Source organism: Enterobacter cloacae complex sp. SHL022, from assembly GCF_049237785.1.
GTDB classification, from domain to species: domain Bacteria; phylum Pseudomonadota; class Gammaproteobacteria; order Enterobacterales; family Enterobacteriaceae; genus Enterobacter; species Enterobacter hormaechei_C.
Map to the genome: position 1 here is coordinate 167,104 of NZ_JBMKJH010000007.1, position 23,735 is coordinate 190,838.

Sequence of the window (23,735 nt, forward strand, 5' to 3'; positions counted from 1 at the left end):
TCAGAATATAACGGTTTCGCCGTCCTGAGGAATGCTCACCGCGTCACTTATCTCGTTGGCGTCAACATACTCGCGCAGCGCGCGGCGGGTCAGCAGGCAGTGGTTGATAGCTTCCATATGGGTCGCCACGATTTTCGCCTGCGGCAGCAGGAAATGCACGTTAAGCAGATCTTCTTCCCCCATGATAATCGGCCCAAACCCAATGACATGAGCGTAACCGGCGTTGAGCACGACGATATCCGGCTGGTGCTTTTGCAGATCGGCCGCCACCGCATCGCGCCAGATGGTATCCCCTGCGATATAAAGCGTCTTCTCATCGGGATGACGGAACACCACGCCGCAGGCTTCCCCCAGAAACTCTGCCAGCTCCGGCACGGCGTAAGCGCGGTCAGTACCGTGCTGGCCGCCGTGGGTTTTCACTATCCGGATATCGCCGTATGTTGTTTCCCCGGTCATGATCGTCAGGTTGGTAAATCCCTGGCTGCGCAGCAGCGCGGCATCGCTATCATTTTGCACGTAGATCGGCTTGCCTTTGGCGATCAGCTCAACGGCGTACTGATCCCAGTGATCGGCATGGGTATGGGTGACGATCACCGCGTCAGCATCCAGAAGCGTTTGAACGTCAACGGGAAGCTCGACCATCGGGTTGCGAATATCAGCCCGCGCCGTGCCGGGAAAACCCGGATAAGTGCCTTTTGGCGCCAGCATTGGGTCGATTAAAAAGCGTTTTCCCGCGTAAGTGATCAGTTGGGTGGCATTGCGAATTTGCGTAATGTTCATGGGCTATCCTCCGGTTGGTATGAGAAGGAGAATAGCCCCAGGGTGCCGTTAAGAATGTGGGCCAAAGGGCGATGATCGATGAAATCGGGTCAATCGATAAACCGCTTGCGCACCCTTTCCAGCGGGGCAATCAGCAGATTGATAAGCGGCTTACGATCGATAACGATATCGGCGTTCACCGTCATCCCGCCCATCAGCATGCGCTTTTTCTTGTCCGGGTCGGTAAACCAGGAGGGGACGCGCACTTTAGCCAGGTAGTAGTTCTGCCCTTCCTGGAGCGGGATCAGCGCCGAATGGGCATCAATGTTTACCTCATAGAAATCGGACAGCGTCGCCTCCACCGAACCGTATTTGTCCACGGGCCAGGAGTCGAAGCGCAGCTTAACCTTATCGCCTTTCGCCACGCGCCCCACCCCCGTTGCCGGAACATACAGGTACCCCTCCATCGTCGCCGCGGTATTTTTACGGATCACCACCACCACCTCGCTATTTTGCGTAATGGCCCGGCCAGGCGGGAAGTTAATCGCCACCACGTAACCATCGGAAGGGGCCAGCATCGCCATGGTGGAACTTCCCCGGCTGGACAGGTTGCGATCGATTTCGCTGATGCGGTTTTTCACATACAGCTGCTCTTCGCTCAGAGAGTCAATTTGCGACTGGGTGCTGTCGGTCAGGCTGGTTTTGCGTGCCTCAAGCTCAAGAATAGTGCTCTCCTCCAGCGTCAGGTTGAGCTGCGCATTGAGCACATCATTGTGGCTTTTATCGAGATCCACTCTGGAGACATAGCCCTTCCCGGAGACGGATTTCCACGCCTCGTAGGTGTCGGTGCTGTTTTTTAACAGCGCGCGCAGCTTCTTCACCTTATCGCGGGAAACGGCGATCTGCTTGTCGGTGAGAGCCAGCTGCTGCGCCAGATTTTTGCGATACGACGCAATCGAGTCCTCAATGGCCTGAATGCGCTGCTCGCTGCGCTTCTTCTCCGCTTCCATCTGCTGGCGGTCAAACTGCACCACCGAGCCCTGCTTGCCGCCATAGTCCTGCGACACGGTGAACAGCGGATCGTTTTCCTTCACGTACTGACCGGGCCGGACGGCAAAATCGACAAGGGTACCGGACTCTCTGGCGCGGACTTCCACATCGCCCTGCGCCGGGATCAACACCCCGCGTGCCAGCGTGGTTTCCGAAAAATTAAAGACAATCGCAAAGACCAGCAGGCAGAGAAAAAAGGCGATGAACAAGGTCAGCACGGCTTTCAGCCGTGGCGCGTTGATGTGATAGCTTTTTGAGAAGTGATGCGGGATCAGAGCCCGCCGCTGTCCGCTTCGGTTTTTTAATTTCACGATATGTCATCCATGATAAATCACTGAAAGATCATCCCATGCACTCCAGAGCGTGGGGGTTTTGCGCAGCGCGTTCAGCGTGTCGGCGGCGGCCTGACGGTAATCCTCCGGCGCATACGCCTGACTCTCCAGCCCAAACTCCGCCGCGTGCAGCGAACAGATCGGCAGCAGCGTTCGGACGCTGTAGCCATAGCGCGATAAAAACCGCGTTGAGACGTCCGTTAACCACGCCTTTTGATCCCCTGCCTGGGTGGAGAACAGCGGCGCATCCGGCAGGCGTTCGTCCATCAGCAGCACCGTCACCAGGCGGTGAGGGGCGAAAAACGAGCTGGCGCGTCGGCCTTCGTGCGCGGCCATCAGCTTATGCAGCGCAGGGTGACGGGTAATAAACTGAAAGCGCACATCGGCTGGCGCGGTGGCGAGCAGCGCATCCACGATCAGACCAAAGCCCGCCCAGCGCATGCCCAGTAGCAGGGTGCGAGATGAACTGTAAAATGCCTGCTCCCGCGTCCACTGCGCCACGTACCCGTGCAGATCAAAACTAACGTTGCGCGCCCAAAGCGCGGGCGGGAAGATCTGCTCCACGAAGTTAAACCCGCTCAGCTCATGCGCATTCTGATGCAGAAAATCAGCCGGAACATCGGCCTCCGGGCAACGCATAAACTGGCTGTAGTTTTGCGTGATCCGGTTTGCCAGCAGCGTGCGCCCGGCCTGGCGCGCGCAGAGTCGCGCATAGAGACGCGGCAAAAGCATCATTGCTCACTCTCCCGCAGGGTGCCGTTTTCCATGGTATAGAGACGCCCCTGACAGCCCACCACGTCCGGCGAGTGGGTGACAAACACCAGGCCAATCCCCAGGCTACGCAGGTTCGCCAGCACTTTCTGCGCGGTCGTTTTATCCAGATTCGCCGTCACTTCGTCACAGAGCAGAAGCTTAGGCTGGCTGTACAGGGCGCGCGCCAGAACCAGACGCTGCATCTCCCCGGCAGAGAAAAAGGTGTTCCCCGGCAGCATCTCCGTTTCGTAGCCGTGCGGCAGCCGGGCGACGACGTGATCCACCTCCGCCAGCCGACACGCGGCAATGACCTGCTCTTTATCCGGTGCGCTGTCAAAGCAGGCGATGTTGTCCAGAATCGAGCCGGTGAAGAGAATATCGTCCGCATGGACGATGCGGATGTGCTGACGCAGCGAGGAAAGATCGCACTCGTCAATGGGGATCTTATTGATCCGCAGCGTGCCAGACGATGCCAGCAGCATGCCGGAGATCAGACGCAGCAGCGTGGTTTTTCCCGACCCACTCTGGCCCACAATCACCGCTTCTTCGCCCTGCTTCAGGGTCATGTTGATATGCTGTAGCGTGGCCTCCCGGCCAGGATAGGCAAATGAGACATCCTCAAATTGCAGACAGACCGGCGAGGTGACAATCCGCTTCCCAAACTGGCTGGTTTCAGAGGGGGCAAACAGCAGGTCGCCCACGCGATCCAGCGGCCCCTTGAGGGCATTTTTGTCCAGCAGCTTCTGCGCCACCTGCACCATGGCATCGGAAAAATAGCGCTTATAGCTGATATAGGCGTAAAGCATCCCGATGCTCATCTGCCCTTCCAGGATCAGCCACGCGCCAAAGCAGACCACCAGCAGCTGCTCGGCATTGATCACCAGCAGCGAAGCCACGTCAAAGCGGGCCAGTAGCCGCTCTTTACGCATCAGCCCGGCGATGTGTTCGCGCTGGGATTTGTCCATCACCGCATCCCGGGCCTGCTCCATGTTGTTCGCTTTGAGCGTTATGATCCCTTTCTGCGTCTCCACTAGCAGGGACTCATACTGGGCGGTGCGCTCGATGGAGTCATCCACCGCGCGTTGATAGGGGCCGATCAGCGAAAAGCGGATCAGGAAAAACACGCCCATCAGCAGCATTGTCAGCAGCGCAATTTTGACGTTATACAGCAGCATAAACAGCAGGCTGGTGACGGCGATCAGGCTGGAAAAGAGAATTTGCACGTAACCATTGCTGATGAACTCCGCGCAGGCGTGGAGCGATTTCTCAATAGCCAGCACGATGCCCGGCGGGCGCGAGCGGAACCAGCTGGTCTGGGTGCGCAGCATGTAGTGGCGCACGGACTGGCTTAAATCGTCATAGGCAATGTTACGCATCAGGATCTCAAGCAGCTGCTTGAGGAATTTACCGATGACTTCAAAGATAAAGACGATAGCGAAGATCGCGGTGAGCAGGATCACCAGATCGCTGTCGCTGCGGGAAATGGCCTCATCCATAATCAGCTGCACGTAGGTGGGGCTTGCCAGCATGGTGATGAGAGTAAAAATACAGAGCACAAACAGCAGCAGCTGGCGCTGGAACAGGCTCGGAGATTTATTGGCTAAACGGCCAAGCGTGAGCTTTTCATCCGGGGATTTCTTTTCGAAGCACGGCGTGGGCTTAAGCTCAAGCACATAGCCGGAAAAGAGTTTTTCCGCCTCTTTCAGACGGTAACGACGCACGCCGCTGGCCGGGTCGTGAACGGTCACGCTGCGGCTGTCGATCTTCACGATGACCACGAAATGGTTGCCGCGCCAGAAGGCGATGAGCGGCAGCTCAGACGTTTCTATTTCAGTGATTTCGCCTTTAAGCACCCGGCCAGACATATTTTTATCGCTGGCAAGGGTCATCAATTCCGCCATTGAGGTTCCCGCATCGGCGGAAACGGAAATCTCCCGGCGCAGCTGGCTGACGGAGACATGGTGGTCGTAGTGCCCCAACACCATCGCCAGGCAGGCCAGTCCACATTCGGTAAATTCATGCTGGCGAATAACAGGGGTCTTACCCTGTTTTTTATACTGAAAGAGCGAAAACATAATGATCCGTGGCTGAAATAAAAAAATGGCCCGGCAATGCGGGCCATGCGTACAACGTGCTTCTCGCTTAGGCGCTGAAGAAACCGCCGATGAAGCCGCCCACCAGGCCGAATACGCCGCCGATGGTGCCGCCCAGCGCGCCTAGCATCTGGCTGCCCGCGTTATAGCCCGCGCTTGCGCCCTGAATAGCGGCAGCAAACGGATCCCAACCACCGATGATGGCCTGTGCTTTTTTGAAATCGATAACTTGCATGATACTTTTCCTGTTAACGTGAATTAGTTGTAGCTACCAACCAGCGCGCCCAGGAAGCCCATTGCGCCACCCAGAACTCCGCCAACCACACCGCCAACCATGCCCATGATGCTGGCGCCGGTGTCGTAACCCAGCTGTGCACCTTTAACCAGACCAGCGAACGGGTTTAACGCGCCGCCAATAATGTCTTTCGCTTCTACGAATGAAATCGCTTTCATTTTTATCTCCTGTAGTGATGGATCTTTAGCATGATGCTAAAGGCTAATTTCCTTTTATGAAGGAAAGCGGTTGCTACGGGCAGGTGGTCAGCGGAATGATTTTATTGCCATAAATAATCATCCGCCTTGCAGCCTGCCCGGCATTATCTATTTCCAGCCGTTGCCCCGGTGGAATATATTTTGAATTGTTGTATTGCGTACTGCACCCGACCGAGGAAACATATTTAAAATAGGTATTCCCGGTATTACTCACCACCCCGTTGCTAAACGCATAATCAAAATGTCGTGTCCATGGTCGGACAATCAAAATAGCCTCAAGCGAGACCACCACATCCGACTGGATGCGCTGGCCTTTGCGCGTGATAACCTTTGCCTGGAGCGGCGTCTCGGTGAATTTTACGCGATAGTATCGCTCTTTGTTGTCATGCGGGCCGGTATAATAAAATTTAAAACCCGCGCGTTCACCGCTCCCCAGCGTTAATTGCTTAGGCGAATACATGACTTCGCCGTCTTTTATTTCGGTTTCTTTTCCCTTCTCTTTAGGAACGTCTACCTGAATAAGCGACACGGTATAATTCTGACGCTCGCTGGTATCGTTTTTTATCGGCTGAAAAACAACTTCTCTTTCGGGAAGAAAATCAATATTCAGACTTTCGATAATTAAAGCATTTGCCCCTGTGGAAATGAAGCAATTTATTGCAAAAATAGCCAGGAATTTTCCAGTCATGGTTGATTAATTCCAGGATGCGCTAACATCTATTCTTCCCTGCGCGGTCACTTCACCAAACCAGCTATTTCCGTCATAGGTGGTTTTCGATACCGGATTATCCATAACGAACTGGAGGATCAGCGGTGTTTTCCAGAGCCACATATCGATCACGCCGGAACTCATTTTGTCCCACTCTTCCGCATGGGTGGCCGGCGCCGGGATCGACAGTACTTCGCCTTTACAGTTGTGCGCCATCAGCGTCTGGCTTTTCCCCACCAGCACGTTGCCCGGAATGGGAACCGTAAAGCCGTTGCCGCTAAAGGCGCAGTAGTCCACCCCATTCAGGCTTTGGGTAGGCCCGGTGACTTTTACCGTGACCGCAATCGCCGCATCTTTTTGCGCCCCGCTGTAGGTGATGGTGTAGGGGATCTCAATGGGCGCTTCGCCGATAATGCCTTTCCCTGAGCCGCCCAGACCGTCAGGATCGAGGGTGTAATCCGGGTTGTCTGGCACAATTTCCAGCCCGGGTTCGATAGGGTTAATCACCAGGCCGCCCCCCGGCTGGAAGCAGAAATCCGCCGCCAGCGAGCTGTTGCCGGGCGTCAGACACAGGCTGACGATATTGCCAATGTTGCTGCCGTCCCCCGCCTGCGCCACGCTCAGAATTAACGCTTTCGGCAAAAAGATTTTAAGGTACGCTTTGCCGCCGTTTTTCTGCGGCGCTGCAAGGAAGGTGTTCGCCAGGACACGCGTATCGCTCAGGATACCGCCGGAGATACTGTACCAGGTGTTTTCATCGAAGGTCAGCTCGGCGGCAAGCCCGGTGCCGCCGCTCATGTGCGATTGCAGCACGCTGTTGACGCGGGAAGAGGTGAGCGCCAGCCCTCCGTTGTAACCGGAGATATCTTCCCCAACAAATGTGTATTCGAGCAGGTCGCACAGGACGCCAGAGACCGTGTTACGGGTGTACTTGGTGCAGGTGGCCCCCGTTGATCCATCGACAATCGTCACCTCGCCGCTGATCGGGTCAATACCCAGGTTAAGCGCTCTGGAGTTGGTCATGGTCAGCGTGCCCACCTTGTGAAGCGTATTGGTGGTGGTCACTTTGTTGATGGAGCTGATTTGCGGCGTGGAGGTGATGGTCACTTCATCCCCTGGCGCGGCGTTGAGCAAATAGTTAAAGAACGGATCGCCCAGTACCCAGCGCCCGTATGACGTGCCGGGCTCCATCACCGGCGGCTTAACCACCATCGACGTGTCGGTATAGCTGGTCGTCGGGGTGTACCCCGTGTTGCCGCAGGACGAGGAACACGCCGTCCCTTTAAAGAACGGAGAAGCGCTGGAACCGGTCACCGAAAAGTCGATAGTTAACGCGCTGCCTGCCGGGCCGTTGAAGCTGTTGTCCGGGATGTAAGTGGCGATACCGTTATTCGTTTTCGCACTCAGGGTCGGCCACTCGCGCGAACCGTGTAAAAACGCGGTCGACGTGCTGTTCAGACTAAACAGCCCCGCGCTGTTTCCCGTACCGTTATTGTCCGGGTTATTAATGGCGAAATAGGGCAGCTCCTGCGCCTGGGCCGCCGCGCTCATCAGCAGTAAATTAAGAGCGAATATCTTTTTCATCGTCACGTTCCTGCGTTCCTTTTGCTTCCTGCCAGACGAAATCGCCTTTGTCGCAGGAGATGTCCCCAAGCCACAGCGCACCGCGGTTAGACTCGATGTCCAGGCGCACTTCGCAGACGCTGTCGTCCGGCGTGGCGATACTCAGGACAGGGTTGTTCTTATCAACGTCGATCACGAAGCGTCCGTCGTTTTCCGTCCGGGTCAGCCCGACGTGGTTTTTGATCTGCATGGCGCCAATCGGGGCCCCGTTTGCATCCACAAGACGACCAAACAGAGTGACGATTTTCTTCACCTGCGGCTTCATCACCACGGTATTGCCCGGATAAACCGTGATATGGCGACGCGCATTCGCGCCAATCTCATAGCTTTCCGTACCGGTTTCACTGTTCATCACTTCCAGGTCATAAGCCTGGTATGCCGGCAGCGACAGCCAGGTCTTATCCCCTTTGATGCGTTCTGCCCGGCCGTTAAGCTTCAGGGTCAGCGCTTCATCAGATTTGAGACCGGTACTGACAATCACCCCTGCGCTTTCGGTGCCTTTCCCGGCGGCGATGGCCTCTTTGGACCAGCCCACGCTGCCGTCACTGGTCAGCGTGGAGTTCCAGCCTTTACTCATGCCGCTCTGGACGCTGAGGATGTTGCTGTTCCACGGCGTGTCGAAGTTCACGCTGCCGCCGCCGCTTACGCTGCGATCCTGGCGGCTGTTAAAGGCTTTCGAGACGTTGGCGGTAGCCGATTTCAGGTAATCGCCTTCAAACTGGCGGCTGGCGCTGACGTTCAGCGCCGTGCCGGTATCGCGATTGTGGGAAACGCCAACCGACACGGTATTGCCGAGCGGTATAGCGAAATCGAGCATCACGTAACGATCTTTCTCTTCGTAATACCCGTCGTATTTGTTGCGCGACATTCCCACCCGCAGGCGCGCCGTACCGTAGCGACCGGCGTATAACCCCTGGGAGTAGTCCAGCTGATAGCGTTTATAGCGATAGAGGTCGTCCTCCTGGCGCATCAGGCTCAGGTTGCCCGCCGAGGGCAGACCGAACGACGGCAGGCTAAAGGAGGCGCCCCAGGTATTGCCCTTGCTCTCATAGATATCGAGGAACTTGCCACTGGAGAGCTGTTCATGGGAGTACCACACCGAGCCGATCTGCCACGGCAGGCTGAGATTCGCCCCATAGTTGGCGCGATAGGTTCCGTCGGAGGCGGCCATGGTCTGGGTATTCACCGAGAAATAGCCCGTCAGGTTCAGGGAGGCCCACAGCTCGCTGACGATGTGTTCCCGCATCATGTAGGTGGAGGCGTTCCAGTCGACCATCCCGCTGCGCTTGCTGAACGAGGCTCCCACCAGCGACATGGTGTCTTTATGTTTGGTGTCGTAATCGTAGTAGTAGGTGTTGTCCTGCTCGTTTTTGCGTTTCGCGTATTTTTTATAATTGACGACGGATTTATCGCGGCTATACATCCCGCCCCACATCTGCCAGCGCAGCGTTTCCGACACGTTGCTGGAGAACGGCTTATTTACGGTGTACATGCTACGCGACACGGTGCGGCTTCCGCTCACCACCTCAACTTCGATGCTGTAGATCCCGTAGGGCAGGCTGCTGGTGTCAATTTCATGGTTGCCGACGTCAAAGCGCTGAATGCCGATAAGCTGCCCGTCACGACGAATACGGGCCTCGCCCGCCGTGGGGAAATAGACCACCACCGGCGTCAGAGAGAGCGTGTTATCGCGTTTGCGGGAGTTGGCCTGGTTGCCCATGGAAACGCCGTAGACTTCACCGCCGGAAATCCCGCTGACGCTCGCCAGAGACTGCATCGCCCAGCCGTTCAGCATGCCTGCGGCGTAGCGCATCCCCTGATAGTCGCGCTCCCACATAACCGCATTCATCTGGGTATCGCTGCTGCTCTCGTTGACGTAGCCAGAGCCGTCGATCAGCACATGATCGACGCCCATTGAGATCCAGTTTCTCGCGTTCAGATAGCCCGACGACCAGCTGTCACCGTAGCCGCTCTCGGTGTGATACGCCCCGAGGTTGTAGGAGAACGTGCCGCTCAGGTCGTCAGACTCCGGCGCATCAATGTCCACCTCACGCGGGCGAATATTCACCCCGTAGTCGCTCTGCGACAGATTCAGCAACAGGCGCATTTTTTTCTGATCCAGCTCGAACGCGGACCCCGTGCTTACCGGAATGCGCATCTGGTCATCAAACTGCTTATCGTTAATGCTCTGCAATAACGTTCTCATCTCTTTTGACAGACGAATGCCGTTATCAGACTCCTGGACCTGAACGTCCCTCAGCCCCAGCTTCAGATCCTTTGCAAAGAGCGTCACGTCACCGATACGAACATATTCGCTCGCCGTGCCTTCGTGGTTCCCTTGTTGTGCTGAGTGTGGACGCGTATTCACCAGATAGACGGGAATTTTGATCCCCTGCTCCAGCAGTGCATAAAGCGAGTCGGGAAAACGGTAATTAGCGATAACCACGGAGCTTGAGGCTGCATGCGCAAGCGCGGGCAGCGTGCCGGATGCGCAAGCCATCATCACCGGCAACACTAATTTATTTTTCACCATGCATCCTTACTTAACAGGAATGAACTGTTTCAGGTCCCATATTCCGAGATGAAAATGGTTATCCGTAACGTTGATATCCTCGATAGCGCGCGAGGTCTCTGGCATCAGGTAGAAGTTTTTGCTACACGGCGTGCCGGGGGATTCCGGATTCGGCTTCAGGCAGGTCCCGGTCGCATTGACGCGAAACGAGGTGTTCCCTTTATTGGTTATTTTTCCCGCCACATAGACGAAATCAATCTTCTTATCCCGGGGCTGAACCACCAGAATGGTGCTCACCACCGCGCGCGTCATCCCGGTGCCGTTTTTTGGCGAACCGCTGTCCACCTCTTCGCTTACCCCTTCATCCGTGAAGGTAATGCGGTAGTAACGCTCTTTGTTATCGGCGTTCCCGTGATAGTAAAATTTGACGATATTGCTGGTACCGGCGGGCATCACCATGCGCGTGGGCGTCAGCAACAGTTCGTCCACTTTCTCCGGATTAATGACGATCCCTTCATCCATTGGGCTGCTGATCCGCTGTGCGCGAACAGAAACAATGCGCACGCTGTCTGCTTCGTTTTTTATTTCCTTGGCGGTGGAGTCAGCATCCGCAGAAATAATGGTGGTGACTTTTCCCACATTAATGGCCAGCGCGGAGGAAGAGATAAATAATAAAAATAAGAAGGCGGATTTGAGGTTAAACATGCTATTTCCCTAAACAGGGGCTTGCGCCCCTGGATCGATCAGGCCTTAGCCCCAGGTTGCGCGGAACGCAACAGACACGGTCCCTTCCCACAGGCTGTTGGTCAGGTCTTTGAACTCTTTCGCCGTACCGGCATTGTCCTGAGCGGAGTCAACGTAGAAGACGAATTTGTCCTGGCCGGTAATTTCGGTATCTGCCGCCGCGCCTGCGCTGGTGGTCAGGTTCCACAGGCCAGAAGAGACGCCGGTGTTAGAAGAGGAATCAACCAGCGTGGTCCATGCGGTTGATTTCGCCCCCACGGTGCCACCGATAGAGCCCAGGTCGTTACCGCCCCAACGCGCACCCACTTTCAGCTTGGTCGCTTCACCACCCACGCTGAACAGCGTGTTGTTTGAATCGTCGAGGATAGCTTCGAGTTTGAAGCTGGTCGCCGTAGAGTGATCGCCACGGATAGCCACATCAAACAGACCGGTGTCGGTGTTGAAAGATTTGGTGTTGGCGCTGTAAACAAAGTTCAGAGCACGCGTTGGCGTAACAACCAGATCGGATTCACTGTCTTTGGTCGCGGTTGCCTGCCATGTGGCAGAAGCCGTCGTTTCTGCTGCATTAACTGCGCTCAGGGCAGAAACAGACAGCAGGGAGCCCAGAACGATAGCGTTCAGTTTGTTCATTTATTTAGTCCTTCAAAAAAGAATCCACGTGTATAAAAAGGGGAGCCCCTTTTTCGAGGCGGAGTATAGACAGCCGCAAAATAACGAGGCAATACAGAAAAATTCACTCGACGGAGAGCAACAATAAAAATATAAATAAATTTCTCGTATCTTATTGTTACGTATTGAGTAAATTACTCACTTTCCCGAGTAATAGATAAATATCGATTTTTTAATAAAGAGAAATATCAGGACGTCGGGACAGCCACACACATCATTACAGGCAACACCAGCCCCTTAATTAACCACGCATGTTTTTTTACGCTGGTAATATAGAAGAAGTTGATATTATCAAGTAACATTTCGTTTACAACGCCATCCGGCGCCGCATCATCTTCAGACTTATTCAGCTTTTTATCCTTAATATAAAAGATATTGCTTCCATCGACTTTTTCCACGCTGAGCGTGTAATTTCGGTCAATCAGGTAGCTTTTGCCCTCTTTCTTGAGCACGCCTTTATGAATAACCGTCACAACATCTTTGTTGTTAAACAGGAAAAGCGTGGTTAGCGACATATCGGTTGACTCACCCGTGGAATAGGTTTTCCAGGAAATGGTATCTGACTGGCAGCCAAACCCCTCATCCTGCGTTCTGGTAAAATAGATCCATAACAACGCGATGACAGACAGCGCCAGTACGATACTGAACAGTACACTCATTTTAGTCCTTGACATATTTTAACTCCCGGTCAGGCTTCTGTAAGAAATGCAGTTCTTATAATCGTCGATACTGTCCTGCTGATAACAGATGGCCAGGAAATAATTTTCTATCTGCGACTTTTTAAACCTGGAATAGTAAGCATCTGCAACCTGATGTTGACAGTCGATATGTTGACTGGCGATGACCTCTTTTACGTGATTAAAGTAGTGCTGTCGCGGCTGATACATATTCTTATCGATCAGGTATACCGTACACCGGTCCACTTTACCGAGCAGATGCATATCAGAATCTTTCAGGCTCTCGGCATAGGAATCCCTTTGGTGCAACAGTAAAACAGCGGTGCCGATAACGGTAATCAGTAATAAGGTGCAGAGAGAAATAAAGAGTCTGTGCAGCGATATTAATTGTTTAGGCGGATCGGCATCTTTCTTATGCGCTAGCGTATCGAATGCTTCAGAGGCAGATTGTTCACTAAGCGTTGAAACAACCGGCGGCCTGACCGTGTGGTGTTCAATATGCGCGGCAAGGCTAAATCCCTTGCCACGTATCGTTTTTATCAGTAAAGGGTCGCATCCTAATGTACGAAATGCTTTTCTGATTTCACTTATGGCAACATTCAGACTCACCGAAGAACCAGAGAAACCATGATCCTCCCAGACCTTCTTTATCAGGTCGTCTCTGTCGAGAGTTTTACCATTATTGATGATAAGTTCATAAAGCAGACGACCCGCCTGGTTAGATAACTTAATGGATGACTCTTCCTCTCCATTAATCATGATCATACCGGTGTCGACTTCATAAAGCATTGTAAGATCAATGAGATACTTCATATTATTATTACGCCATTGTTAAAATTATGTGCATTTGCCAGGCAATAATAAGTCTAAAGTTTGTGTGGTCAAGTCGCGTGATATTAATTGAGAGATGAATTCATAAAGCTTCATTAATTAACAATTATTAAATCATTAATAAAAATATTTGAACCAACGCATTTAGGTTAAAACATTAAAAAAAACTAACACACAAGATTATAATCTTAAACTTTAGAAATTGTTGGAATAATGTTTTGTTATGTACTTTTTTAGTGCAACATAATATCGTCAAAGCATTCTCCCGAGTCGCCATGCGTCTAGCCGGTACATCAGGGACATGTGTAGCCGATTAACATTCATTTTAAATAACACAAATCTTCATGGAGTTTATCATGTTCAAATCGATCATGACCGTATCACTGCTGGCCGCTGCTATTGCCTCTACCAGCGCAGTGGCCGCAGACAATTCAGCGGGTGGTATCATTAACTTTACCGGCGCTATTACCGATACAACCTGTACCATTAACGGCGGTAAAAGCGCAGACTTTACCGTTGCGCTTTCCCCTATTTCGGTAAAAGATGCAGGCACCACGGTTGGCCTGATCACTAAGAATAAAAAATCTATTGCGCTGACTTTCTCAGGTTGTTCACCAGCAGCCGGAACGACCGGCACCCCGCTGAAAGTGTATTTCTCCAGCGCGGATAATATTTCCACTGACGGTAAATACCTGCTCAATAACAGCGTGAACGAAAGCGATGCCAGCGTGGCACGTAATGTCGGTTTTGCGCTAGTGGAGCCAGGTTCGTCTACGCCAATTACCCTGAACCAGCCTTACACCACGGATATTATGGGTACAGCGACCGCGCCAGATTCCGAGACGCTGACGCTGGATGTTTATTATTATAAAACGAACGCCGCTGCCGCCACCGTGGGCGAGTTAAGCTCCAACGTAACGTATACCATTTCCTACCTGTAATAATGATTATTCAGGCTCTGTTTTCGCAGAGCCTGTATTTAAGGTTGCAATCATGCGCAAGGCAATTTTGCTGGCAGGCTTACTGCTAAGCACCGGTCACTCATGGGCCAATATTGTCATTAATGGCACCCGTGTCCTTTATCCTGAAAATAACAAAGAGGTGATCGTCCAGTTAATGAATACGGGCGATGCGCCCGCTCTGGTGCAATCCTGGATAGATGACGGTGATATTAATTCCACGCCGGAAACAGCCAATGTGCCGTTTTTGCTGTCGCCGCCAGTAATAAAGGTTAACGAACATAATGGCCAACAGCTTCGTATTAAAAAGCTGCCGTCCAGCTTGCCTGCGGATCGCGAATCCGTCTTTTTCCTGAATGTTCTCGACATTCCGCCCAGACCTGAAAATCTGCAAAATCAGAATACCGTTCAGCTGGCGATTAAATCCCGTATCAAACTTTTTTACCGGCCCGCTGCGCTGAAAGGCACGCTGGATGACGCGGTGGCGAAACTGACGCTCGCCGCCGAAGGCGATCGCTTTCGCATTACAAATAACAGTCCGTTCCATATTACGGTCGCCAATATTTCGCTGGGTAAAACGAAATTGCTCCAGGAGTCCCCTATGGTTTCCCCGTTTGGGCAGCTGACGGTCGCCGCAAAAAATACGGTTAAGCGCGGACAGACCTTCCAGCTGATGTATGTGGACGATCTTGGCGCGTATAAAACCCGGACTTTCACCAGTCAGTGATCGGAAAGACTCACCATGAAAATGAAACAAAACAGACTCTGTCTGCTGGCAGTCTGCACGCTTCTGCTTTCGCATAAATCAGGGGCCGTCTCGTTTGATCCCTCCCTGCTTGCTGGCGCATCCGGTGAGTCCGATCTGTCTCGCTTTTCCGAAAACAACGCCATGCCTGCCGGCAGTCAGGAGATGGATATCTACGTAAACGGCAGCTGGAAGGGACGTTATACCGTCATCTACGGCGAGCAGCGTGACGACATCCGCATTGCCTGGAAAGATGCCCGGTCGCTTGGCATCAACACCACGTCCGTGCCTGCGCCCGCCATTGCGCACGGGCAGGTTCAGCTGCGCGATCTGGTTCAGGGCGGTGAAGTCAAAACCGATACCAGCACCCTGAGTCTGGCGCTTACCGTTCCGCAGGCGGCCGTGCTGCGTACTGAAGAAGGTTACATTGCCCCCCAGTTCTGGGACGAGGGGATACCGGCGCTGATGCTCTCGTGGAACACGACCTGGTACAATACCCGCGCGAAAGGCGCTGCGAAAGCCACAAATGATGATTTTTATGCCGGGCTGGATTCCGGCGCCAACCTGTTCGGCTGGCAGTTTCGCGACAGCAGCGCCTGGCGGAAAACGGCCAGCGGAGAGAGTAGCTGGCAGAATAATACCCGCTACCTGCGCCGTCCCCTGGCCTCGCTGAAATCCAACCTGACGCTGGGTGACTTTTATATTCCTGGCGATCTGTTTGATTCCCTGCGCGTGCGCGGCGTGTCGCTGGCGTCGGACATGAAGATGCGCCCAAATTCACAGCAGGGTTTTTCACCGGTGGTTCACGGCGTGGCACGGACGAACGCCCTGGTGAAAGTTATCCAGAATGGCAACGTGATTTATCAGGAGAATGTGCCGCCGGGCCAGTTTACCCTCGACAGCATTCAGCCTACCGGCTCCGCGGGCGATTTGCTGGTGGTGGTGCGTGAAGCGGACGGTTCACAGCAGTCCTTCACGGTGCCGTTTTCCGCCGTACCCGGGATGCTAAAAGAAGGGGTGAGTCAGTACAGCGTGGTGGCGGGTAAAGTGCATCAGAACACGCTCGATGCCGAACCCGCATTCATGCAGGCCACGCTGCGCTACGGGTTTAATAACCTCATCACCGGGTATACCGGGACGATTATTAGCGATAACTACCAGGCCGGGCTTGTCGGTACCGGGTGGAACCTTCCCTTTGGCGCGGTCTCGTTTGATGTCACCCACGCCAAAACCACCCTACAGGATCGCACCAGCAGCGGTCAGAGTTATCGCGTGTCGTACAGCAAATTTATCGATACCACCGCCACCAACTTCACCCTGGCGGCCTATCGCTATTCCACTAAAGGCTATTACAGCTTCAGCGATGCGCTCTATTCGCGCGAAGGGTATCAGCGCCTGAGAGCGCAGTACGACGACTATGAAGATCGGTTTGGCGTTGCGCCCGACATGTCGCTAAGCACCTGGGACGCCCTGCGCGCGGCGCAGCCCAAGAATACCTTTACGCTTAACCTTAATCAGCGCCTGCTCAATAACTGGGGCACGGTGTTTGTCTCCGGCACACAGCGCGATTACTGGAACTCACAGCAAACCACGCGCGAATACCAGATGGGCTATTCCAACGCCATCGGCCGCGCCAGCTATACCCTGTCGGCCAGCCGGGTACGGAACAGGGACAGTGAAGAAGAGACGCGCCTTTACCTCTCCCTCAGCCTGCCGTTCTCGCTGTTTGATAATAATGCGTGGATCACCTCCAGCCTGACGGCCAGCGATTCGCATTATGAGCAGAGCAATATCAGCATGAGCGGGAACGCGCTGGCGTCGAACCGCCTGAGCTATACCCTCTCCGGCAGTAATGCGCGGGGGGGTAAAAATGCGGCAAGCGTTAACGCCGCGTACCGTTCGAACTTCGCAACACTCGGCGGCTCTTACAGCGAATCCTCCGACTACCGCCAGACCGGGCTCAGCGGACGCGGCAGCCTGGTGGCCTACCCGTGGCACGTTCTCGCCTCAAACGAAACCGGCACAACCATGACTATCGTCGATGCGCCAAAGGCGGAGGGGCTGATGGTGAACGGCGATGAAAGCATTATGACGAACCGCGATGGCGTGGCGCTGGTGCCTTACGCCACCCCGTATCGCAAAAACGCCATTACGTTAACTGAAACTGAAAACAGCGCTGGCGCGGAAGTGATCGGCAATATGGCTAACGTGGCTCCTTACGACGGGGCGGTGAGCTATATCCGCTTTGAAACCGACAAGCGCCAGTCATGGGTACTTCATGCGACGCGCGCCGACGGCAAACCGCTGCCCTTTGGCACCGAAGTGCTGGATGAACATGGTGAATCTGTCGGGTATGTCGGACAGGCCAGCGTACTGTATATCCGTGCTGAACGGCCGCCACGCGCGCTCAACGTGCATCTCCGCGGCGGAAAGTGCGAAATCTCCTCCCCGGCCTGGGGGCTGAACAGCCCCTCATCGGTTTGCCATTAATTACGGATTATCAAAATGTTACGATCATTCATGTTCCTGCTCCTCACCAGCGTTAGCGGGATGAGCTATGCCACCTGCTCCGGCAGCAGCATCGTTTATGGCACACCGATTACCATTGATTTATCGGATAAGCTGAGCCCGGCCACGCCCACATGGACCGGCAGCTTCACCACCCAGTACAGCGGCTCGTTCAACTGTACGACGGGTAATAGCGAATTTTCTTACACGCCGATCCTCTCGACCGACAGCAAATACGCCACCATCCTCGGATTCAGCAACAACAAGTATATGGTGCGGGCGGAGATCACCAATCCCCCGGCCAATAAAACCCTGTCTGCCAGCGGTAGCCATACGGCGTCTGAGCTGAATACACCGTTTACGGTTCGCTTCACCCTCGTTAACCAGAGCGGCACCACCCTGACGGGGGATACGGCGAACATGAGCGACGTTCTGTTCGTCAGCGACATGAGCGGGTTATCTATCTGGGAAATCATCACCTGGCCAATCAATCAGGTCATCAAGATAGCGCAGTGGTTATTCAGCGGGTTCAAGTGGCCTTACGACAACCGCGATATGTTTGGTCAGCCGATGATCATCAAATACGCGCCAAAACTGACTACCTGTTCCTTTGATAATGCGGGGCTGACCGTGGCGCTGCCGACGCTCGGCATTCCCCAGCTCAGTGCATCCTCACAGCCGGGGCTGACGCCTTTTTCACTGAACATGAGCTGTCAGAACGTCGGGGTTAATGGCAATTCCGATCGGGCAATTGAGATGTTTCTGTCCAGCACGCAGCTGCTCTCAACCGACAGCTCGGTGCTGATCGACAGCAGCAGTAGCGCGGCGCAGGGCGTGGGGCTCCGCCTGATAAAACGTGACGCCCCGCAAACGCCGGTGACCTTCTCTACCTCAACCACCAGCCGTGGCAACGCCACGATGATTTTCAGCGTGGCGGCTGGCGCGGCGCTGGACGAACATTTCACCCTTCCGATGGCGGCGTACTATTACGTGTGGGCGCCCGCCCAGGTGAGCCAGGGTAAGATCAATACATCGGCTACGCTGAATATTATCTATCCCTGATGTGAACTATTCCTCCATCTTTCCAACCGCTTGCACATACTTAATCAGTTCGCTGTGGTTGGAAAGATTCAGCTTTTTCATTGCATTGTGTTTCTGTGTCGCAATGGTACTGACCGAACGGTTTCGATGACGGGCAATCTCCGTCGTTGAAAATCCTTCCACGATAAGATGAAGCACCTCCCACTCTCTGGCCGAGAGGATGGAGCGCGCCCGGGAGCCGGACCGCATTACCCGCCTGAGCCACGAAGAGATCGACGGTTTTTGCCCGTCCGCCATGAGCAACGCGGGTATTTCCTTTTTCAGTTCAGTCAATTCATCCTGCTGACTGATGGTTAATTCAAATTTCATCTCCAGAACTTTTTTTAACAGCCCGTAAGGCAGCTCGGGCACCAACAGAACACGCCTGACGTGATGGGTTTTACATAAAGATGTAAAACGGCTGCTGACCTCCGCACTCCACTCTTTATGATTAAGCAGATAATTAAATTCAGTGAAGAAAACATCCACGCTATTATCCGCCACCGCCGCCAGCGCCTGTTCTGTGGAATCGACCTGAGTAATGTTCAGTATGTAATCGGGTAAAAGATCCTGGAGCGCCCGGAATATTATCTCTTTAAATATATTTATTTTATAAAACACCATTACCCTTACGATACGTTCAGTATTATTCATGTCTTTTCTAAATTCTCGTGACCGGAGGAAAATGATAATAGTTTATGTACTCACCACTCACAACCTCTTCGCGCCAGGATTTTATCCTTCTCAGGCCTAAAAATCTGAACAAGGACATTAAATTTATAGAAAAAATTCTATTTTATTCTGCACGCCGTTTCCTCTCGCAGATTAAGCCCTGTCGATAATCCTGCCACGATCACAACTTTTCTCACAGAAACAGCAATAACCCACTGATAAAACAGTGTATCAACTCCATTAATCAACTACCTGACACTTAATATCCACTCCTTTACAGAATAAAAACCTGTCATGAATATTATAAGAAGATTAAAACAATTACATATACCATTAAAACCATTTTTCAATTTTATCTTCTTCTAATAATTGGCATCAGCTTTACTCGCCGGTTTGTATTGGCTTACATTGATGCCATCGCATCGCGTTATTTAAATAAGTGCTCGCTATTCTTTTAATAAGAGAGTGCGAACCGCCATTTTCTCTTATATGGACTGTTTACTCAGCGAAAGGAGAATGCCAATGCAAAATAAAAAAACAATTCACGTTGCCGTTGTTGACAGCTGCGAATTCACGATGATTGGCCTGCAATCGCTTGGAAAGCGTGAGCCTGATGAAAAACACGACGTTATTTTCCATGGGTTTACCCATATCGAAGAACTTGCTATGAGTGAACAACTCTTTGATATCATCATTTATGATCCGTTGAATACGCGTCATTTCCGGGTGACGACAAATGACGACATTCTCTGCATTAAACAGAAACAAGTGACGGCGAAGATCTATATCTATTCGTTATCCGCCGGCTATTTGAAATTCAAACATGTTGATGGAGTCATCAGCAAAAGAGTCTCCCTGGGGGATATCAAAGCGCTGTGGCAAATACTGATGAGCCAGACGCCGCAAGAGTCTGGCCGTTACAATGTAGGCATGACGACCCGCTTACGCACCCCGGCGAGGCTGTCCAGCGAGGAGGCCAGCGTATTGCGCGGCTATTCCTGTAATCTCAAAACCAAGCAAATCGCCCGTCAGCTGGGGTGTAACGTCAGGCTGGTTTACTTTTATAAGAACAACGCCATGAACAAGCTTAAAGCCGTGCGTGGCCCCTCGTTTTACCAGAGCATTCGCTGGATCCTGAATTAAGAATTTGACCGTGTGTCGTTTGCCTTTTGTTCCCGTGTCCGCGGGAACCTTTTTTTCATTTTCTGAAGGCTGTTCCATGTATACCGTTCTTCCCTCTCCCCTGTTGCAACGTATCTCAGGGCTGCGCTTCCAGCCGCTTGTCGATCTTCATTCGGGCCAGGTGTTCGCGCATGAAGTTCTCGTGGAGATCCATAACGTCAATCTTGAGGTGCTGTTTGCCTCGCTGCCCTCGCGCAGCGCGCTGCAAATCTTCTTCTGGCAGGCCAACACCCTGTTACAGATACCCGCCCGGGACGCTTACTGGCTAAACCTTCCGGCAGAACACCTTCTTGACGAACGCGCTATCCGGTTGTTGCTGGCGTTACGCCATCAGCAGCGGTTAACGATTGAAATTCAGGATCCCCTCACCATCACACGGCTGAGCGAGGCTGAGCAACGTCGTTTTCATGCCACGCTTGTTCGGTTAAAAGAGGCGGGATGGCAAATCTGGCTGGACGATTTAACCCGGGAGTTGGCTGAGGCGTTCGCGCGGCTTGCGCTACCGCTGGATGGGGTAAAAATTGACCGTTCAGCACTGCGCGAGCGCGCGCCGCTTGCCCCGTTTGTGCAGGAGGTCAGGACAGGTATCGCGCAATCAATTCTTATCGAAGGCATCGAAAACTCGCGGGATCTGGCGCGCGCCCGCACGTCCGGCGCACAGTCTGGCCAGGGTTTTCTGTGGCCCGAAAGCCGAACCGATGCCCGCGTAACGCTTTGACGGCCAGCGGAGCGCTGGCCTTTTTACCGGGGCTTACCAGCCCGGCACCGCGCCACCGTTAAAAAGGGTCTCTGCCGCTTTCGCCACCTCCGGCGACTGATAGGACTGGATAAATTCCTTCACGTTTTCAGCGTCTTTGTTGTCTTCACGCGTGACCACAATATTCACATAAGGTGAGTTTTTGTCTTCAATAAAGACGCTGTCGTGTACCGGAGACAGCCCCGTTTGCTGGAGATAGGTGGTACTGATGATGGCCACATCCACTTTCGGATCGTCCAGCACGCGCGGCAGCTGCGCCCCTTCCAGCTCCATAATCTGTAAGTTTTTCGGGTTCGCGGTAATATCCAGCGCCGTTGGCAGCAGGTCAACATCCGGTTTAAGGGTAATCAGCTTCTCTTTTTGCAGCAGCAACAGCGCGCGACCAAGGTTGGTGGGATCGTTTGGAATCGCAATGGTTGCGCCGTCCTTCAGCTCAGACACCGATTTAATCTTTCGGGAGTAACCCGCCATCGGGAAGACGAAGGTATTGGCCACGGCGACCAGATTGTAATTGTGCGCCTTGTTATCTTCTGCAAGGAAAGGGCGATGCTGGAAGACGTTGGCGTCCAGTTCGCCCTGGTTGGTGGCATCGTTGGGTAGCAGCGAGCCGCTAAAGCCCACCAGCTCAACATCCAGACCGTATTTCTCCTTTGCCACCTTTTTGGCGACTTCCGCCACGTCCTGCTCAGCGCCATTAATTACGCCGACTTTAATGTGTCTGGCATCATTGCCGCCCTGGTCACAGCCCGCGAGCAGCAGGCCAGTCAGGAGAAGCACACCCATTCGAAGTTTCACGAGACAGTTCCTTTTGAAAGACGTTTTGAAGACTATATCGACAACGAGACGGCAGGCTAAAAAACGAAAAGGAATCAGTAAGACGGTTAAGTTATATGCGGCCTGTTGCCGGGTGGCGCTGCGCTTACCCGGCCTACGTGACGGGGGAAGTGTAGGCCCGGTAAGCGTAGCGCCACCGGGCGATGGGCATCAGGCTACGGTAGTCCAGGCGCAAGCAGAACCGCTAACCTCACGCCTGCCGACGCAGCGGCGCTTCGCGCAAAAACCACGACAACACAAACGCCAGCACCATAATCCCCGCCGCCAGCATGAACACCGCATGGATCGCCGAGCCGAACGCATCCAGATAGTCCAGACGCAGGGCATCAGGCAGATGGTGTATGGCAACGGGATTAAGTTCGCGCGGCAGTTCCGCCCCTTCCGGCAGCCTGTCGATCAGACCTGATTGCAGAATATGGGTGAACACCGCGCCAAACAGCGCGACGCCAATCGCCCCGCCAATGGAGCGGAACAGCGTCACCCCAGACGTCGCGACGCCGTATTGATCGGCTGACACGCTGTTTTGCACCGCCAGCACCAGCACCTGCATCACCAGTCCCAGCCCCATGCCCAGCACGCCGGTAAACAGGTAAAGCTGCCAGGTTGGAGAGGTGATTGAAATGCGCGTCAGTAACATCATCCCCACCACGCCGAGCAGCGTGCCGAGGATCGGGAACAGACGATATTTCCCGGTACGGCTGATGATGCGCCCGCTGATGATGGAGGTGAGCAACAGCCCCCCCATCAGGGGGATGAGCTGCAAACCGGCCTGCGTCGGCGTGGCGTCTTTTACCACCTGTAAATAGAGCGGCAGGAAAGTGACGGAGCCAAACAGCGACATGCCGATAATAAAACCGATCAGGCTACAGAGCAGGAAGCTGCGGTCGCGGAAGAGCGACAGCGGGATAATCGGCTCCCACGCCAGCCGCTCTTCGTAGATAAACCCGGCGATCCCCGTCAGGCCGAAGGCCAGAATGCACCACAGCTGCGGGTCGCTCCATTGGCGGATCGTCCCCCCCTCGGTGGTAAACAGAATGATGCACAGCAACGCCATGCTGAGGTAAATCGCCCCCAGGTAATCAATCTCATGCTTGCTGCGCCGCGCGCTGCCGTGGAAAACCGCGCCAATCACCAGCAGCGCAAACAGCCCCAGCGGCAGGTTGATGTAGAAAATCCAGCGCCAGGATGCGTGCTGAACGATAAACCCGCCGATCAGCGGCCCTATCACCGTCGCCAGGCCAAACACGCCGCCAAACAGCCCCTGATAGCGACCCCGATCGGCAGGCGGGATCACGTCCGCCACGGCAGCCATGCTGATCACCATCAGCCCCCCGCCCCCCAGCCCTTGCAGGGCGCGCATCAGCACCAGCTGGGTCATGTTCTGCGCCAGACCGCACAGCGCGGACCCCACAAGGAACAGCACAATCGCGATTTGCAGAACGATTTTTCGGCCAAACAGATCGCCGAATTTGCCGTACAGCGGCACCACGATGGTCGAACTGAGGATATAGGCCGTTACCACCCACGAGAGTTTATCCAGCCCGCCCAGCTCACCCACGATAGTCGGCAGCGCGGTGGAAACAATGGTTTGATCCAGCGCCGAGAGCAGCATCACCAGCAGGAGTGCGCTGAACAGCAGCTTAATCGACGGCGCCTTTTTCGCAGGTTGAGTCATTACGTCGGACTCCATAAGACATCACTTGAAATTAATTAATCGTATAATTAATATTTGTGGAAGTGATGAATAAGATCAA

General features: G+C 53.8%; 22 protein-coding genes. 6 read left to right on the top strand and 16 right to left on the bottom strand.

Annotated features, from left to right (window positions below; translation table 11 throughout):
* The 13 genes from ACOTZD_RS15820 to ACOTZD_RS15880 all read right to left on the bottom strand — a co-directional run bounded on the left by ACOTZD_RS15820 (window position 1) and on the right by ACOTZD_RS15880 (window position 13,226).
* The gene (locus tag ACOTZD_RS15820) at window positions 1-780 is read right to left on the bottom strand and encodes an MBL fold metallo-hydrolase (RefSeq protein ID WP_022650121.1); all 780 of its coding nucleotides are present in this window, start codon (window positions 778-780) and stop codon (window positions 1-3) included.
* Window positions 781-869: 89 nt separating this feature from the next.
* Window positions 870-2,120 (bottom strand): HlyD family secretion protein, encoded by a 1,251-nt coding sequence (locus ACOTZD_RS15825; RefSeq protein ID WP_022650120.1) that lies wholly within the window; start codon window positions 2,118-2,120, stop codon window positions 870-872.
* A gap of 6 nt (window positions 2,121-2,126) precedes the next feature.
* A complete protein-coding gene (locus ACOTZD_RS15830; protein WP_003860969.1) occupies window positions 2,127-2,876 on the bottom strand; it encodes a hypothetical protein in 750 nt (249 codons plus the stop codon).
* Complete coding sequence (locus ACOTZD_RS15835; RefSeq protein ID WP_032608168.1) at window positions 2,873-4,969, bottom strand: peptidase domain-containing ABC transporter; 2,097 nt, start codon at window positions 4,967-4,969, stop codon at window positions 2,873-2,875. Before ACOTZD_RS15835 ends, ACOTZD_RS15830 begins: the two co-directional genes overlap by 4 nt.
* 67 nt (window positions 4,970-5,036) lie before the next feature.
* On the bottom strand, window positions 5,037-5,222 hold the full coding sequence (locus ACOTZD_RS15840) for a hypothetical protein (protein ID WP_001196016.1): 186 nt from the start codon (window positions 5,220-5,222) through the stop codon (window positions 5,037-5,039).
* Between the two features lie 23 nt (window positions 5,223-5,245).
* Window positions 5,246-5,440 carry a hypothetical protein gene (locus ACOTZD_RS15845; RefSeq protein ID WP_022646586.1) on the bottom strand — a complete coding sequence of 65 codons (195 nt, stop codon included), beginning with the start codon at window positions 5,438-5,440 and terminating at the stop codon, window positions 5,246-5,248.
* A gap of 73 nt (window positions 5,441-5,513) precedes the next feature.
* Window positions 5,514-6,167 carry a hypothetical protein gene (locus ACOTZD_RS15850; RefSeq protein ID WP_006812468.1) on the bottom strand — a complete coding sequence of 218 codons (654 nt, stop codon included), beginning with the start codon at window positions 6,165-6,167 and terminating at the stop codon, window positions 5,514-5,516.
* Between the two features lie 6 nt (window positions 6,168-6,173).
* Window positions 6,174-7,772 carry a receptor gene (locus ACOTZD_RS15855; RefSeq protein WP_174402156.1) on the bottom strand — a complete coding sequence of 533 codons (1,599 nt, stop codon included), beginning with the start codon at window positions 7,770-7,772 and terminating at the stop codon, window positions 6,174-6,176.
* Window positions 7,750-10,344 (bottom strand): CS1-pili formation C-terminal domain-containing protein, encoded by a 2,595-nt coding sequence (locus ACOTZD_RS15860; RefSeq protein WP_045350369.1) that lies wholly within the window; start codon window positions 10,342-10,344, stop codon window positions 7,750-7,752. Before ACOTZD_RS15860 ends, ACOTZD_RS15855 begins: the two co-directional genes overlap by 23 nt.
* A 6-nt stretch (window positions 10,345-10,350) precedes the next feature.
* A complete protein-coding gene (locus ACOTZD_RS15865; protein WP_022650117.1) occupies window positions 10,351-11,028 on the bottom strand; it encodes a hypothetical protein in 678 nt (225 codons plus the stop codon).
* Between the two features lie 45 nt (window positions 11,029-11,073).
* Window positions 11,074-11,697 (bottom strand): common pilus major fimbrillin subunit EcpA, encoded by a 624-nt coding sequence (locus tag ACOTZD_RS15870; RefSeq protein WP_003860995.1) that lies wholly within the window; start codon window positions 11,695-11,697, stop codon window positions 11,074-11,076.
* A 227-nt stretch (window positions 11,698-11,924) separates the two neighbouring features.
* Window positions 11,925-12,395, bottom strand: a complete 471-nt coding sequence (locus tag ACOTZD_RS15875) for a hypothetical protein (protein ID WP_003860998.1) — start codon at window positions 12,393-12,395, stop codon at window positions 11,925-11,927.
* 18 nt (window positions 12,396-12,413) lie between these two features.
* Window positions 12,414-13,226: a winged helix-turn-helix domain-containing protein gene (locus ACOTZD_RS15880; protein ID WP_022646580.1), complete on the bottom strand. Its 813-nt coding sequence runs from the start codon at window positions 13,224-13,226 to the stop codon at window positions 12,414-12,416.
* A gap of 374 nt (window positions 13,227-13,600) precedes the next feature.
* Between ACOTZD_RS15880 and ACOTZD_RS15885 the strand changes: the two genes are divergently transcribed.
* From ACOTZD_RS15885 to ACOTZD_RS15900, 4 genes are read left to right on the top strand one after another with little or no spacing between them, the layout of a single operon-like run.
* Entirely contained in the window at window positions 13,601-14,185 is a 585-nt protein-coding gene (locus ACOTZD_RS15885) for a fimbrial protein (protein ID WP_022646579.1), read from the top strand.
* 52 nt (window positions 14,186-14,237) lie between these two features.
* On the top strand, window positions 14,238-14,930 hold the full coding sequence (locus ACOTZD_RS15890) for a fimbrial biogenesis chaperone (RefSeq protein WP_001223973.1): 693 nt from the start codon (window positions 14,238-14,240) through the stop codon (window positions 14,928-14,930).
* Between the two features lie 15 nt (window positions 14,931-14,945).
* The gene (locus tag ACOTZD_RS15895) at window positions 14,946-17,438 is read left to right on the top strand and encodes a fimbria/pilus outer membrane usher protein (protein WP_174402157.1); all 2,493 of its coding nucleotides are present in this window, start codon (window positions 14,946-14,948) and stop codon (window positions 17,436-17,438) included.
* Window positions 17,439-17,453: 15 nt separating this feature from the next.
* On the top strand, window positions 17,454-18,518 hold the full coding sequence (locus ACOTZD_RS15900; protein ID WP_022650114.1) for a fimbrial protein: 1,065 nt from the start codon (window positions 17,454-17,456) through the stop codon (window positions 18,516-18,518).
* Window positions 18,519-18,524: 6 nt separating this feature from the next.
* Here ACOTZD_RS15900 and ACOTZD_RS15905 read toward each other — a convergent pair whose 3' ends face one another.
* Window positions 18,525-19,160, bottom strand: a complete 636-nt coding sequence (locus ACOTZD_RS15905) for a LuxR C-terminal-related transcriptional regulator (RefSeq protein ID WP_421636339.1) — start codon at window positions 19,158-19,160, stop codon at window positions 18,525-18,527.
* 570 nt (window positions 19,161-19,730) lie between these two features.
* On the opposite strand from ACOTZD_RS15905, the gene ACOTZD_RS15910 reads away from it, so the two are divergent.
* Window positions 19,731-20,351, top strand: a complete 621-nt coding sequence (locus ACOTZD_RS15910; protein WP_015570093.1) for a LuxR C-terminal-related transcriptional regulator — start codon at window positions 19,731-19,733, stop codon at window positions 20,349-20,351.
* Window positions 20,352-20,427: 76 nt separating this feature from the next.
* Window positions 20,428-21,108: an EAL domain-containing protein gene (locus ACOTZD_RS15915; RefSeq protein ID WP_045342664.1), complete on the top strand. Its 681-nt coding sequence runs from the start codon at window positions 20,428-20,430 to the stop codon at window positions 21,106-21,108.
* A gap of 33 nt (window positions 21,109-21,141) precedes the next feature.
* Here the strand turns inward: ACOTZD_RS15915 and nlpA are convergent, their stop codons facing one another.
* The gene (gene nlpA / locus ACOTZD_RS15920) at window positions 21,142-21,942 is read right to left on the bottom strand and encodes a lipoprotein NlpA (RefSeq protein ID WP_174402158.1); all 801 of its coding nucleotides are present in this window, start codon (window positions 21,940-21,942) and stop codon (window positions 21,142-21,144) included.
* A gap of 229 nt (window positions 21,943-22,171) precedes the next feature.
* Window positions 22,172-23,671 carry an MDR family MFS transporter gene (locus ACOTZD_RS15925; protein ID WP_032608159.1) on the bottom strand — a complete coding sequence of 500 codons (1,500 nt, stop codon included), beginning with the start codon at window positions 23,669-23,671 and terminating at the stop codon, window positions 22,172-22,174.
* Between the last annotated feature and the right edge of the window lie 64 nt (window positions 23,672-23,735).